The organism is Bradyrhizobium sp. AS23.2, assembly GCF_001908185.1.
Lineage (GTDB): Bacteria > Pseudomonadota > Alphaproteobacteria > Rhizobiales > Xanthobacteraceae > Bradyrhizobium.
Genome location: NZ_LGHM01000087.1, coordinates 21,229 through 33,080, shown reverse-complemented (window position 1 = coordinate 33,080; position 11,852 = coordinate 21,229). Strand labels below are relative to the sequence as shown.

The 11,852-nt window shown below is 64.6% G+C and carries 14 protein-coding genes; 5 read left to right on the top strand and 9 right to left on the bottom strand.

The window, feature by feature from the left end:
* From AC630_RS19180 to AC630_RS19170, 3 genes are all read right to left on the bottom strand, one after another.
* Positions 1-539, bottom strand: a 539-nt coding sequence (locus tag AC630_RS19180) for a helix-turn-helix domain-containing protein (RefSeq protein WP_143198154.1), incomplete at its 3' end; no start/stop codon positions are given.
* Positions 540-743: 204 nt separating this feature from the next.
* Positions 744-1,259, bottom strand: coding sequence for a GNAT family N-acetyltransferase (locus AC630_RS19175; RefSeq protein WP_074120040.1), 516 nt, complete (start codon positions 1,257-1,259; stop codon positions 744-746).
* Between the two features lie 135 nt (positions 1,260-1,394).
* Positions 1,395-1,886, bottom strand: coding sequence for an NUDIX domain-containing protein (locus AC630_RS19170; RefSeq protein WP_074120039.1), 492 nt, complete (start codon positions 1,884-1,886; stop codon positions 1,395-1,397).
* A gap of 92 nt (positions 1,887-1,978) precedes the next feature.
* Between AC630_RS19170 and AC630_RS19165 the strand changes: the two genes are divergently transcribed.
* Positions 1,979-2,860: a metallophosphoesterase family protein gene (locus AC630_RS19165; protein WP_074120038.1), complete on the top strand. Its 882-nt coding sequence runs from the start codon at positions 1,979-1,981 to the stop codon at positions 2,858-2,860.
* A 120-nt stretch (positions 2,861-2,980) separates the two neighbouring features.
* Here AC630_RS19165 and AC630_RS19160 read toward each other — a convergent pair whose 3' ends face one another.
* From AC630_RS19160 to AC630_RS19150, 3 genes are all read right to left on the bottom strand, one after another.
* Complete coding sequence (locus AC630_RS19160; RefSeq protein WP_074120037.1) at positions 2,981-3,535, bottom strand: hypothetical protein; 555 nt, start codon at positions 3,533-3,535, stop codon at positions 2,981-2,983.
* 199 nt (positions 3,536-3,734) lie between these two features.
* Positions 3,735-3,947 carry a DUF4170 domain-containing protein gene (locus AC630_RS19155; RefSeq protein WP_074120036.1) on the bottom strand — a complete coding sequence of 71 codons (213 nt, stop codon included), beginning with the start codon at positions 3,945-3,947 and terminating at the stop codon, positions 3,735-3,737.
* A gap of 16 nt (positions 3,948-3,963) precedes the next feature.
* A complete protein-coding gene (locus tag AC630_RS19150; protein WP_074120035.1) occupies positions 3,964-5,595 on the bottom strand; it encodes an isocitrate lyase in 1,632 nt (543 codons plus the stop codon).
* A gap of 302 nt (positions 5,596-5,897) precedes the next feature.
* Between AC630_RS19150 and AC630_RS19145 the strand changes: the two genes are divergently transcribed.
* Positions 5,898-7,343 (top strand): helix-turn-helix domain-containing protein, encoded by a 1,446-nt coding sequence (locus tag AC630_RS19145; RefSeq protein ID WP_074120034.1) that lies wholly within the window; start codon positions 5,898-5,900, stop codon positions 7,341-7,343.
* A 177-nt stretch (positions 7,344-7,520) separates the two neighbouring features.
* On the opposite strand, the gene AC630_RS45515 is transcribed toward AC630_RS19145, so the two are convergent.
* Positions 7,521-7,814, bottom strand: coding sequence for an antibiotic biosynthesis monooxygenase (locus AC630_RS45515; protein WP_074120044.1), 294 nt, complete (start codon positions 7,812-7,814; stop codon positions 7,521-7,523).
* A 273-nt stretch (positions 7,815-8,087) separates the two neighbouring features.
* On the opposite strand from AC630_RS45515, the gene AC630_RS19135 reads away from it, so the two are divergent.
* The 3 genes from AC630_RS19135 to AC630_RS19125 all read left to right on the top strand — a co-directional run bounded on the left by AC630_RS19135 (position 8,088) and on the right by AC630_RS19125 (position 9,920).
* Complete coding sequence (locus AC630_RS19135) at positions 8,088-8,324, top strand: hypothetical protein (protein ID WP_074120033.1); 237 nt, start codon at positions 8,088-8,090, stop codon at positions 8,322-8,324.
* A 245-nt stretch (positions 8,325-8,569) separates the two neighbouring features.
* Positions 8,570-9,379, top strand: coding sequence for a hypothetical protein (locus AC630_RS19130; protein WP_074120032.1), 810 nt, complete (start codon positions 8,570-8,572; stop codon positions 9,377-9,379).
* Positions 9,380-9,566: 187 nt separating this feature from the next.
* The gene (locus AC630_RS19125; RefSeq protein WP_074120031.1) at positions 9,567-9,920 is read left to right on the top strand and encodes a hypothetical protein; all 354 of its coding nucleotides are present in this window, start codon (positions 9,567-9,569) and stop codon (positions 9,918-9,920) included.
* A 15-nt stretch (positions 9,921-9,935) separates the two neighbouring features.
* On the opposite strand, the gene AC630_RS19120 is transcribed toward AC630_RS19125, so the two are convergent.
* Positions 9,936-10,577, bottom strand: a complete 642-nt coding sequence (locus AC630_RS19120; RefSeq protein WP_074120043.1) for a tetratricopeptide repeat protein — start codon at positions 10,575-10,577, stop codon at positions 9,936-9,938.
* A 149-nt stretch (positions 10,578-10,726) separates the two neighbouring features.
* Entirely contained in the window at positions 10,727-11,683 is a 957-nt protein-coding gene (gene htpX / locus AC630_RS19115) for a zinc metalloprotease HtpX (protein ID WP_074120042.1), read from the bottom strand.
* Positions 11,684-11,852 lie beyond the last annotated feature (169 nt).

Below are 11,852 nucleotides of genomic sequence, written 5' to 3'. Positions count from 1 at the left end.
CGGGAATGGTCGTCAATGCAGACGTGAACGAAATCCCAGCCAGCACCACGGCTCTTGTTCGGACCACTCGGATCGCCGGTGACGCGGTGGCCGACACGCTCGAAACGCCCGAGCTTTTTGATATCGATGTGAATGATCTCACCTGGGCTCTCGCGCTCATAGCGGCGTTCCGGCTCGGCTGGCTCCAGATCCCGTATCCGGTTTAATCCCAAGCGGCGGAGGATACGGCTGACGGTGGCCGGTGATACCTTCGCCTCGGCCGCGATCTGCTTGCCGGTGTGGCGCTGACGGCGCAACGCCGCGACGGCCTTGCACGTGGCAGGCGGAGTTTGGCTCGGCGATGAATGGGGTCTGGAGGAGCGATCGCGCAACCCAGCAATACCTTCTGCGCGGAACCGCTTGACCCATTTGGCGACTGTCTTCGGTGTCGTGTTGAACAGGTCCGCCGCGGCGGCGTGGTTCAGCCCGCCCTCGACCACGCTTCGCACCATCGCCTCTCGACCTTTGGGCGTCAAAGGCGCATTCTTGTGGACGTTCATCTGGTCTCTCCTCGGAACACTGAAGCTTCGCAACCTCAGCTTCCTCGGTTCAGACCAGATGGACAACCTCCTGAAAGACCACACCTAGGGTGAGACCAGATCGCTTCATAGGGCCAGACTACCCGAGTGCAGTCGAAAACCACTTCCGGTTTGGGTCGATCTGGCTACGGGCTGCAATCACCAACGGCATCACTTGGGCTGCAACTAGCCCCGCGCCTTGCTCCAGTCGGGGCTCACCGGCCCCGACACGCCCTCGAAGGCGCCATCGACGAGTTCGAACATCAGGACGCGAGCGGCGTCGACCGGGCCCGGCATGGTGACGCGGCCCTTCGGCACCGGCTTGAAGCCGACGCGGCTGTAATAGGGTTCGTCGCCGACCAGCAGCACGAGGCGGTGTCCCTTCTCCTTCGCGTCCTTCAGCGCGCGCTCCATCAGCAGACGGCCAATGCCACGGTCGCGGAACGGCGGCTCGACGGTGAGCGGCCCGAGCAGCAGCGCCGGCGTCTCGCCGACCAGCACCGGCAATTGCCTGACCGAGCCGACCAGCAGCGTGCCGATGTGGGCCGTGAAGGATACGTCGAGCAAATGGTCGACGTGCTCGCGGATTCGGTAGGCGCTGAGCACGAAACGGCCGGGGCCGAAGGTGCGTTCGTGCAGCCGTTCGATCGCCTGGGCGTCGCCGGCAGCTTCGGGAAGGATGGTGAGCGAGAGATCGGTCATGTCTGCATGCGTCTTCGAGCGAAGTGAACCAGGTTCGCGTTCAGAAAACGCGTCGATGTCGGAAGCGGGATAACATCTCGGAGGGCCGCGGTCCATCGGCCCCGTGCGGCATAGCCGGTCCAGCGGCTGAGCTGGTTACCGCCAGGTCGCGATCAGCGGCTTGCCGTCCAGCACCTCCGCGATCCGCAGCCGCGTGCCGGGCGTGGTTCCCTCAGGCAGCGCCGTGATGGCGAAGAATCCGCATTCGACGATCTCGCGGTTGGGCGCGGGCAGGCGATCCTGCCTGTAGTGCCTGACGATGTAGACCGCGACGTGGTCGCGGCGGGAGACGTGGCTGTTGAGGAAGATGCCGTGCAGCACGGCGTCTCCGGTCAGATCGATGTCCCCCTCCTCCTTGAGCTCGCGCCGCATCGCCTGCTCCATGGTCTCGCCGAGATCGACGCCGCCGCCGGGCAGATACCAGCCGGTGATGTAGCTGTGCCTGACCAGGAAGACCCTGTTGTCGGCGTCCAACACCACGGCGCGGACGCCGAGGGTCATGCCGCGAACGAGCAGGAAATAGGCGTGGAAGATTCGCCGCAGCAGCGGTTCGAATGTCCGTCGGACGCTGTTCAGACGATCCCCCATCAGACTCCCTTGACGCCCCGCTTCAGGCTTTGCTTGCGCGTCGCCCGCGACCTTGCCATTAGAGCGGAGCAATAGCGAGGCAATCGCGCGTCATGGCCCCCTACACGCTCGCCCATCTGTCCGATCCGCATCTGCCGCCTCTGCCGAAGCCGCGGCTGATCGAGCTCGCGGGCAAGCGCGCGCTCGGCTACGTCAACTGGACGCGCAACCGCCACAAGTACCAGCGTCGCGAGGTGCTCGACGCGCTCGTCACCGACGTCCGGGCGCAGGCGCCGGACCACATCGCCGTAACCGGCGATCTCGTCAATTTGGCGCTGGAGGCGGAGTTCGCGCCGGCTCGCGCCTGGCTCGACGGCGTCGGGCCGCCCGACCGCGTGACCACGATTCCCGGCAATCACGACGCCTATGTCCGCGCCACCACTCATCGCTTCGGCGAGACCTTTGCGCCCTATCTTGCGAGCGATGACGGCAGCATCGGCTTTCCGGCCGTCCGCCGGCGCGGGCCGATCGCGCTTGTCAGCCTGTCCACGGCGGTGCCGACCCCGCCGCTGATGGCGACGGGCACGCTCGGGCGCGATCAGCTTGCGTCTCTCGAACAAATCCTCGAACGGCTCGCGGCCGAGGGCGTCTTCCGCGTGTTGCTGGTGCATCATCCCCTGAAGTCCGGCGCGCGCCACAAGCGGATGACCGATGCAGCCGAGCTGCTGGCGCTGCTGAGGCGTCACGGCGTCGAGCTGATCCTGCATGGGCACGACCACATTCATTCGACGATGTGGTTCGAGGGCCCCAACGGCAACATTCCCGCGATCGGCGTACCGTCGGCGTCCGCGCTCGCGCACGGACGCTACCCGGCGGCGGCGTATAATCTGTTCGCGATCGAGAGGGACAATGCCGGCTGGCGCTGCGAGCAGACGGTGCGAGGCCTCGGGTCTGGATTTCAGATCCAGCAGATCAAGCAGGCGCGGTTGATTTAGTTGGCTGTCATTCCGGGGCGCGCCAACGGCGCGAGCCCGGAATCCATTCATCGCCATGCGCTGCCGCCCGATGGATTCCGGGCTCATGCTTCGCATGCCCCGGAATGACGGAGCAACTGATCACCAGCTCCGCAGGGCCGCGAGCACAGCGACGCCGAACAAGGCGGCAGCGCCGAGGATGAATCCAAGAACGAACGGCCACACGCGCGAGCGGCGCGGCGGCTCCGCGGCCGCAGGCTTCGGCTCGGGCAGGACCACCATCGCATGCTCACGCTCGATCATGCGGCGCGCGACATAATCGGTAACGGCCTCGACGATAACAGCCGTGTCGTGCGATTCGGCGAGCACGATGCGGCCGAAGCGGGTGTCCTGGACGAAGCGGTACATCCGCTTGTCGCGCCCCATCACGATGTGCGCGACAACGTCGATCCAGAGTCTGGGCGTATCGCCCTGGCTGATGCCGCGGTCGAACAGGTCGATCTGCTCCGGCACCTGCGCGAACAGGGGATCGAGCGCATCATTGAGGATCTCGAGCCGCGCCACCTCGGCATCCCTGAGGTCGACGACGACGCCGGTCCGGTCGGCGGCCTCGATCCGGGCGCGCAGCAGCGCATCGCGCAGCCGCACCGGGCGCGGCTGGCTGGGATGGGTCCCGCTGGTCTCGGGCTCTGACATTGTCGGCCTCGTCCTCAAACGCTGGAGTTAACCTATCAGCAACCACAGCGTCCGCAAAGGCCTCACAATTCCAGATACTTACGGCGCACACAGCTGGCTCACCTGTGCCAAAAACAGACGGTCCCACCCAGGTAGAGCCTGGATGGGACCATCCGTCCTTGGACGTCTTCTTCAGTTCAGTTCGGCAACCGGGCCGCTATTAGGCTGCCGGGGCGCGGTGCGGCTCCTCGACGATCGAGAAGCGGACGCCGGCCTTGTGGCGGCTCTCTTCCGAGACTTCCTTCCAGCAGTCCTCGGCTTCCTTGCGGGACTTGAAGGGACCTTTGACCTGGGCCGAGCCTTCCACGAGCTTGTGGAAGTTCATCGAACCGAACTCGCCGCCGATCACCCAGAAATTGCTGCCTGTGGTCATAGTCAGTCTCCTGTCGTTAGCCGAACTGGTTCATCGTGTTGTGGGCGCCGCCCGCCTTCAGGGCAGCCTCGCCGGCGAAGTACTCCTTGTGGTCGTCGCCGATGTCGGAGCCGGCCATATTCTGGTGCTTCACACAGGCGATACCCTGACGGATCTCGGCGCGCTGGACGTTCTTCACGTAGCCGAGCATGCCCTGCTCGCCGAAATATTCCCTGGCGAGGTTGTCGGTCGACAGAGCGGCCGTGTGATAGGTCGGCAGCGTGATCAGGTGGTGGAAGATGCCGGCGCGCTTGGCTGAATCCGCCTGGAAGGTGCGGATGCGCTCGTCGGCTTCCTTCGCCAACTCCGTGTCGTCGTACTCCGCCTTCATCAGCTCGGCACGGTTGTACTTGCTGACGTCCTTGCCGGCTTCCTTCATCGCATCGTAGACCTGCCAACGGAAGTTGAGCGTCCAGTTGAACGACGGCGAGTTGTTGTAGGCCAGCTTCGCGTTCGGAACCACCTTGCGGATCCGATCGACCATCTTGGCGATCTGCTCGATATGCGGCTTCTCGGTCTCGATCCAGAGCAGGTCGGCGCCGTTCTGCAGCGAGGTGACGCAGTCCAGCACGCAGCGGTCTTCGCCGGTGCCCGGGCGGAACTGATAGAGATTGGAGGGCAGCCGCTTCGGACGCATCATCTTGCCGTTGCGGTTGATGATGACATCACCGTTGCGGGCGTTCTCTGCCGTCACTTCCTCGCAATCCAGGAAGCTGTTGTACTGGTCGCCGATGTCACCGGGCTTGTGGCTGACAGCGATCTGCTGCGTGAGGCCTGCGCCGAGCGAGTCGGTGCGGGTCACGACGATGCCATCTTCGACGCCCAGTTCGAGGAACGCGTGGCGGCAGGCACGGATCTTCGCGAGGAAGACGTCGTGCGGCACGGTGACCTTGCCGTCCTGGTGGCCGCACTGCTTCTCGTCCGAGACCTGGTTCTCGATCTGGAGCGCGCAGGCGCCCGCTTCGATCATCTTCTTGGCGAGCAGGTAGGTCGCCTCGGCGTTGCCGAAGCCGGCGTCGATGTCGGCGATGACGGGCACGACATGGGTCTGGAAGTTGTCGATCTTCTCGATCAGCGCCTTTTCCTTCGCCTTGTCGCCTTCCTTGCGGGCGGCGTCGAGGCTGCGGAAGATATCGTTCAGCTCGCGCGAGTCGGCCTGACGCAGGAAGGTGTAGAGCTCCTCGATCAGAGCCGGCACCGAGGTCTTCTCGTGCATCGACTGGTCCGGCAGCGGGCCGAACTCGGAGCGCAGGGCCGCGATCATCCAGCCAGACAAATAGAGGTAGCGGCGATCGGTCGTGCCGAAGTGCTTCTTGACCGAGATCAGCTTCTGCTGGGCGATGAAGCCGTGCCAGCAGCCCAGCGACTGGGTGTACTTGGTGGGGTCGCTGTCATAGGCGGCCATGTCGGCCCGCATCAGCGCCGCGGTGTAGCGGGCGATGTCGAGGCCGGTCTTGAAGCGGTTCTGCAGACGCATGCGCGCGACGGCCTCGGCCGTCACCCCGTTCCAGGTCGGCTGGGTCTTGAGGAGCGCCTGGGCCGCATCGACCTCGCTCTGATACGAAGCCGGGCCCTGGAGGGTGCTGATTCCGCGTGGCTGGTAGTTCATGGCCTGATCCTTTCGATGACGACAAAACGAACCGGCTTTGTCGTCGACATTTTTGACAGTGCATTGCGAAATGCGTGCCTTGAGCTAAACGCGAGAAAGAGAAGTTCGTATAGAGGCCTTGTAATTGAATGGTGATGTCATGTAACATCGGTACATGTAACAGATGTTATTTTGTAAACTTTGTAATAGAAATTGGTCAGCAAGACTGTCCTTAACGCCTCTGGAGACCCGACAATGCTCGCCGATTCCGCTGTCTTCTTACTCTCCGCGCGTGCGGGGAGAGGCGAAGAGAGGAGCTGCTGATGGCCGCCGAGTCCGGGAAGAAACTGTTCGTCGGCCCGCGCTTCCGCAGGATCCGGCAGCAATTGGGGCTGTCACAGACCCAGATCGCCGAGGGGCTCGGGATCTCGCCGAGCTACGTCAACCTGATCGAGCGCAACCAGCGCCCGGTGACGGCGCAGATTCTGCTGCGGCTGGCAGAGACCTACGACCTCGACCTGCGTGACCTCGCGACCGCCGACGAGGACCGCTTCTTCGCTGAGCTCAACGAGATCTTCTCCGATCCCCTGTTCCGACAGATCGACGTTCCCAAGCAGGAACTGCGCGACCTCGCCGAGCTCTGTCCCGGCGTCACCCATGCGCTGCAGCGGCTCTACGCCGCCTATACCGAGGCCCGCCAGGGCGAGACCCTGGCGGCGGCGCAGATGGCCGACCGCGACGTTGGCACGCGCTATGAGGCCAATCCGGTCGAACGCGTGCGCGAGCTGATCGAGGCCAACCGGAACTATTTTCCGGAGCTCGAGCAGGCCGCGGAGAATCTTCGCGATGAACTGAACGTGCCGGCCGAGGGGCTCTATGCCGCACTCGCGGCGCGATTGCGCGAGAAGCATTCGATCCAGACCCGCATCATGCCGGTCGACGTGATGCGCGAGACGCTCAGGCGTTTCGACCGCCACCGCCGCCAGCTCCTGATCTCCGAGCTGGTCGATCCGCCCGGACGCGCGTTCCAGCTCGCCTTCCAGCTGGGCTTAGGCGAATGCGCGCAGCATCTGGAGACCATCATCGGCCGCGCCGGCCCGCTTGACGACGCGCCGCGGCGGCTGTTCCGCATCACGCTCGGCAACTACTTTGCGGCGGCCGTCATGATGCCCTACCCCGCCTTCCTGGCCGCAGCGGAAGCCCTCAACTACGACATCCACGTGCTGGCGCAGCGCTTCAATTCCGGCTTCGAGCAGGTCTGCCACCGGCTCACCACCCTGCAGCGGCCGAATGCGCGCGGCATTCCGTTCTTCCTCCTGCGCGTCGACAATGCCGGCAACGTGTCGAAGCGCTTTTCATCCGGCACGTTCCCGTTCTCGAAATTCGGCGGCACTTGTCCACTGTGGAACGTGCACTCGACGTTCGACACGCCTGATCGCCTCCTGAAGCAGGTGATCGAGCTCTCCGACGGCACACGCTATTTCTCGATCGCGCAGATGGTGCGACGGCCGGTGGCGCCGCATCCGCTGCCGCAGCCACGCTTCGCCATCGGCCTCGGCTGCGAGATCCGCCATGCATCGCGCCTCGTCTACGCCGCCGGCATGGATCTCGAGAAAACGGAGGGAACGCCGATCGGCGTCAATTGCCGCCTCTGCGAGCGCGAAAACTGCGCCCAGCGCGCCGAGCCGCCGATCACGCGCACGCTGATCCTGGACGAGACGACGCGGCGGGTAAGCTCGTTCGTATTCTCGAATGCACGGGAGTTGTGAGCGCGAGCACGTTTGGCGGAAGGCGCAAGCCACATCCACCGCCGTCATGCCCCGCGAAAGCGGGGCATCCAGTACGCCGCGGCCCATCGGTTCGATCACAACCGTCTCGGAGTACTGGATCGCCCGGTCAAGCCGGGCGATGACAGTTGAGAGTGCCGATCGAGTGATGCCTAACGCCTACGCCAGCGTATGCACGATCACCGGTCCCGCAGCCGCGCTCGCATGTCCGGCGAGCAGCGATCCCAGGTCCTTCTCGATCCAGGCGATGGCGCGCTTGTTCGCCTCCTCTGCCTGCTCGAACTTGTCGAAGATCGAGATCGCGGTGACGGTGTCGTCGCCGGCATAGACCACGTAATAAGCGCGAAAACCGTCGACGTCGCTGATGATCGGAACGGCGCCGTCCTTGATGCGGCGCGCCAGCTCTTCCGCGCTCCCGCTTTTCGCCTTGGCCTGACGGATGGCCGCATACATGGGATCCTCCTTCCGGCTGTTGATGTGGAGCTTAGTGCCCGAGGCAATGTTACGCTTTCGCAGGCAGTCGATCCACCCCTCGCGCAACGTAGTGGACGCACCTAGTTGCAGCGACCTCCGTCAATGCGAGCGCTGCCGGCGACGTCGTTTCACACCGCACCTTCCGTAATGACGGAAAGCCCTATGTGACGGCTGGCACAGTTGTACCGTGCGAGTTCCGGCAAGGTTGCGTCCACACCGGCTGCGTCGGGCAGCCGCAAAGGGATACGGACCATGAAAACCATCACGCTTTCCGTCTACGCGGCGCTCATCGCTGTCGTGACGCTCGCCGGCTCCGCCCAGCTCACACCCGCTGCCGCCGGCAGCCTCGACTGGCTTGGCAACGACAATTACGTGCGCTGCCTGAAATATGTCAGCGCGCTCGCCCGTGGCGACGCCGCCGCCTATGACCGCGGCCGCAGGGCCTGCAATCGGCAGTATTATCCCGGCCATCCCGGCTATGACTACTGAGCCGGTCGACGACACAAACAAGGGCCGCGCGGCCTTTCGCAATCGCGCCCTGTCCGCCAGCGGCGACAACGCGTCGCCGGCTGGCGCGCCCATCGTCTTGGTTAACCCGGGGCTAACCCACGCCTTGCGGACTGCAACCAACGATTAAGCACGCCGCAACATCGGCGCCTTAGTCTCGCCCCACTCACTTTTCGCAAACAACGCTAGCCTATTCTGCCGCGTCAAGTGACATCAGGGGGTTCATCATGCGCATTGCGTTGCTGCTGACCGCAACCATTGTCGGCGCGCTTTTCGCCAATCCATCCAATGCCGGGTCGCTCGATACGGCGTCCGCCGACGCAGCGCAGCCGTTGCCGCCGGGCTTCCAGAGCTACCGCGGCTATATGTACGACCTGTCGGAGAATTCCGACCGCAAGGATGTCGACAAGCTGACCGACAACCTGAAGAGCCAGATCGACGTCGTCGAAGGTGCGGGCCTCTCGCCGCGCGTGCTGCGCTTCTTCCGCACCGTCCCGATCATCGCAAGCGAGCTGGCCTGCCTCGACGAAGGCGCCGCAACCGCGTGCTACGGCCGTGTCACCCCGAACGTCGAGCGCCGCGTGCCGCGGACGCTGACGGTGTGGGACCATGACAAGCAGCGCTGGACCAATCCCAATGCCGTCGACCTCGCGGTCGATTCGGGGCTCGGCGTGATCATGCTGCGGCCGGACATGATGCGTTACGAAAAGGAGGCCGTGCTGCTGCACGAGCTGCTGCACGCCTATCACGCGCGGCTGCTGCCGGACGGCTACGCCAACAAGGGCGTGCTCAGCTATTATGCCTACGCCAAGTCCAAGGACCTCTTGCCCAAAGAGTCCTATCCGATGAAGAATCACATGGAATTCTTCGCCGTGACCGCCAGCATCTTCCTGGCCGGAAAGAGCGAGTTCCACGATCCGAAGTCGCGCGAGGCGCTCAAGGAGAAGATGCCGGACTACTACAAATATCTGGTCGGCGTGTTCGGCTTCGACCCCGACCCGGCAGCGACGAGCGGCCCCGTCGCCTCGCTGAAATGAGACGGAAACAGCGCACCAAGCGCCAAACCACGTCAAGAACTTCACCAGGAGCCGCGCGAGGAGCGCGGCTTTCTTGTTTTGTAAACCGGAAGCTGCGGATGACGCACAGCCGGGAATTGCCAAGGGGGGGGCCTGATCTGCATAGTCCCGCCCGCATCGATACTGTTTTCGAAGAGGATAGAAGAACATGGCGGACGCCGACCTGGATGTCGTGATCCGGCAACTGGCCAGACAGCTGCATACGGGCCTGATGACCCGCGCCAAGGAGCGGCGGGATCGCTTCAACGGCCTTGCGGCCAAGGCCCAGGGCAAGGAGACCGGCGACCGCTTCAAGATGATGGCCAAGGCCACCATGGAGCAGGCCACCGCCGCCGCCAAGCGCCTGCAGATGTCCGCCGACAACGTCGCCGACAGCTACGCCCGCTCGATGCGCATCGCCGCCAGCACGCCCGTCGCGGCAAAGCCTGAGAAGAAGGCGAAGGAAAAGCCGGTGAAGAAGGCCGCCAAGGCGAAGAAGGCGAAAGCCAAGAAGGCGAAGTAACTCCGCGGGGGGCTCTCACCTCCGCCGCGCAGAGAATCCGGGGGGCTCGTCGCTCCTGAGTTGGGCGAGCCTCGCGCGGGCCGCCTCGCGGGTCCGGCTATCCTTGCCAGCCGGCAGCGTCAGCGCGGCTTCGAAATCGGCGCGCGCGTCGTCGGCCTGGCCGCGGGTGAGGAATGCCAGACCGCGATCGAGGCGGGCCTGTGCATCCGACGGATCGAGGCGGATCGCGGTGTTGTAGCTCAGGATGGCGCGATCGAGATCGCCCGTGGCGGCGAGCGCGAGACCACGCTGATGATAGGGCGCCGCGAGCCTGGGATCATGCGCGATCGCTTCGTCATAGTCCTTGATGGCGAGCTCGACGTCGCCGTTCAGCAGGCGCGCCTGCGCCCGGTCGCGATAGAGCGCGGCGCGGTTGGGATTGAGGTGGATGGCCTCGTCGAAATCCGCGATCGCCCGCCGCCAGTCGCCGTGGCGCAGCGCGATCCGCCCACGCCCTTCATAGGCAAAAGCAATCAACGAGCCGCGGAGCGGCGAGAAGCCGATCACGGCCGAACAGATGTCGGGCTCGTCCTCGTCTCCGCAATTGACGACCATGTGCGTGGACAGGCCGATGAGCACGCCCAGGACGATCAGAAATGGTACGGCAGCTCTGGTCATCTTCAACGGTGACCGGCGACGGCCGGCCACGGATCCCCTTTCGAAGGATTGATCTCGCCGAGGTGTTAACACCGGCCGGGACGGTGCTGTGTGCGCCAGGTCACAAAGCAGGACGCAATTTCCAGCAGGACAGAACAGCCGGTTCCACGTCAGCCCCAAGGACCCCGCGAAGGCCCTCGTGACGCGCCTGGCGAGGACGAGCTGCCCCAAGGGCCTTGCGGCGGATAGTTCTCGTTGGCGCCGACCGACGGCGCGGCACGCGCGCCGAGTTCGGATGCGAGGTGCTGAAGCGCCGCGATGCGGTTCTGCGTCGACGGATGCGTGGCGAAGAGGTTGTCCACGCCATGGCCCGACAGCGGATTGATGATGAACATGTGCGCGGTCGCAGGATTTCGCTCAGCCTCATAGTTCGGGACCTGATGTGCAGCGCCCTCGATCTTCATGAGCGCCGAGGCCAGCCACATCGGCTGGCCGACGATGCGCCCGCCAAGATCGTCCGCGGCATATTCGCGCGTGCGGCTGATCGCCATCTGCACCAGCATGGCGGCGAGCGGGGCGAGGATCATCAACAGGATCGAGCCGACGATTCCCGGCCCGTTGTTGTTGCGATGGCCACCGAAGAACATGCCGAACTGCGCCAGCATGGAGATCGCGCCGGCGACGGTCGCGGTGATCGTCATCAGCAGCGTGTCGTGATGCTTGATATGCGCGAGCTCGTGCGCGATCACGCCGGCCAGCTCCTCGCGGCTGACCTGGTGCATCAGGCCGGTGGTGACGGCGACCGCGGCGTTCTCGGGGTTGCGCCCGGTTGCGAACGCGTTGGGCTGCGGCTGATCCATCAGGAACACGCGCGGCATCGGCAGGCCAGCGCGCCCCGCAAGCTCGGCGACGAGCCCGACCAGCTCCGGCGCAGTCGAACGGTCGACCTCATGGGCGCCGTACATCGAGAGGACCATGCGGTCGGAGTTCCAGTAGGTGAAGAGATTGGTCGCGGCGGCAATGACGAGCGCGATCATGGCGCCTGAGGCGCCGCCGATCAGATAGCCGACGCCCATGAACAGGGCGGTGAGACCTGCAAGCAGCATTGCGGTACGAAGATAGTTCATGACCGTCTCCCAAGGCGGCCGCGGGCGCTGAAGGCGTTGCAGGCCGGCAAACAAGAGGTAGGGATGACCCCGGCCCGGGCGCAAGATTTCAAGGTGCGTCGCGCAGCCGCGGCACTGGTTTGAGCTCGATCATTCCATTAGACTTCGTCAAGAATCCGAACGTCTTCCC

Bases quoted from the DNA above. Each gene is read 5' to 3' on its own strand.
- AC630_RS19145 (WP_074120034.1), top strand. From the start codon at position 5,898: ATGGCCGCCGAGTCCGGGAAGAAACTGTTCGTCGGCCCGCGCTTCCGC.
- AC630_RS19170 (WP_074120039.1), bottom strand. From the start codon at position 1,886: ATGGGGGATCGTCTGAACAGCGTCCGACGGACATTCGAACCGCTGCTG.
- AC630_RS19120 (WP_074120043.1), bottom strand. From the start codon at position 10,577: ATGACCAGAGCTGCCGTACCATTTCTGATCGTCCTGGGCGTGCTCATC.
- htpX (WP_074120042.1), bottom strand. From the start codon at position 11,683: ATGAACTATCTTCGTACCGCAATGCTGCTTGCAGGTCTCACCGCCCTG.
- AC630_RS19125 (WP_074120031.1), top strand. From the start codon at position 9,567: ATGGCGGACGCCGACCTGGATGTCGTGATCCGGCAACTGGCCAGACAG.
- AC630_RS19165 (WP_074120038.1), top strand. From the start codon at position 1,979: ATGGCCCCCTACACGCTCGCCCATCTGTCCGATCCGCATCTGCCGCCT.
- AC630_RS19160 (WP_074120037.1), bottom strand. From the start codon at position 3,535: ATGTCAGAGCCCGAGACCAGCGGGACCCATCCCAGCCAGCCGCGCCCG.
- AC630_RS19135 (WP_074120033.1), top strand. From the start codon at position 8,088: ATGAAAACCATCACGCTTTCCGTCTACGCGGCGCTCATCGCTGTCGTG.
- AC630_RS19150 (WP_074120035.1), bottom strand. From the start codon at position 5,595: ATGAACTACCAGCCACGCGGAATCAGCACCCTCCAGGGCCCGGCTTCG.
- AC630_RS19130 (WP_074120032.1), top strand. From the start codon at position 8,570: ATGCGCATTGCGTTGCTGCTGACCGCAACCATTGTCGGCGCGCTTTTC.
- AC630_RS19175 (WP_074120040.1), bottom strand. From the start codon at position 1,259: ATGACCGATCTCTCGCTCACCATCCTTCCCGAAGCTGCCGGCGACGCC.
- AC630_RS19155 (WP_074120036.1), bottom strand. From the start codon at position 3,947: ATGACCACAGGCAGCAATTTCTGGGTGATCGGCGGCGAGTTCGGTTCG.
- AC630_RS45515 (WP_074120044.1), bottom strand. From the start codon at position 7,814: ATGTATGCGGCCATCCGTCAGGCCAAGGCGAAAAGCGGGAGCGCGGAA.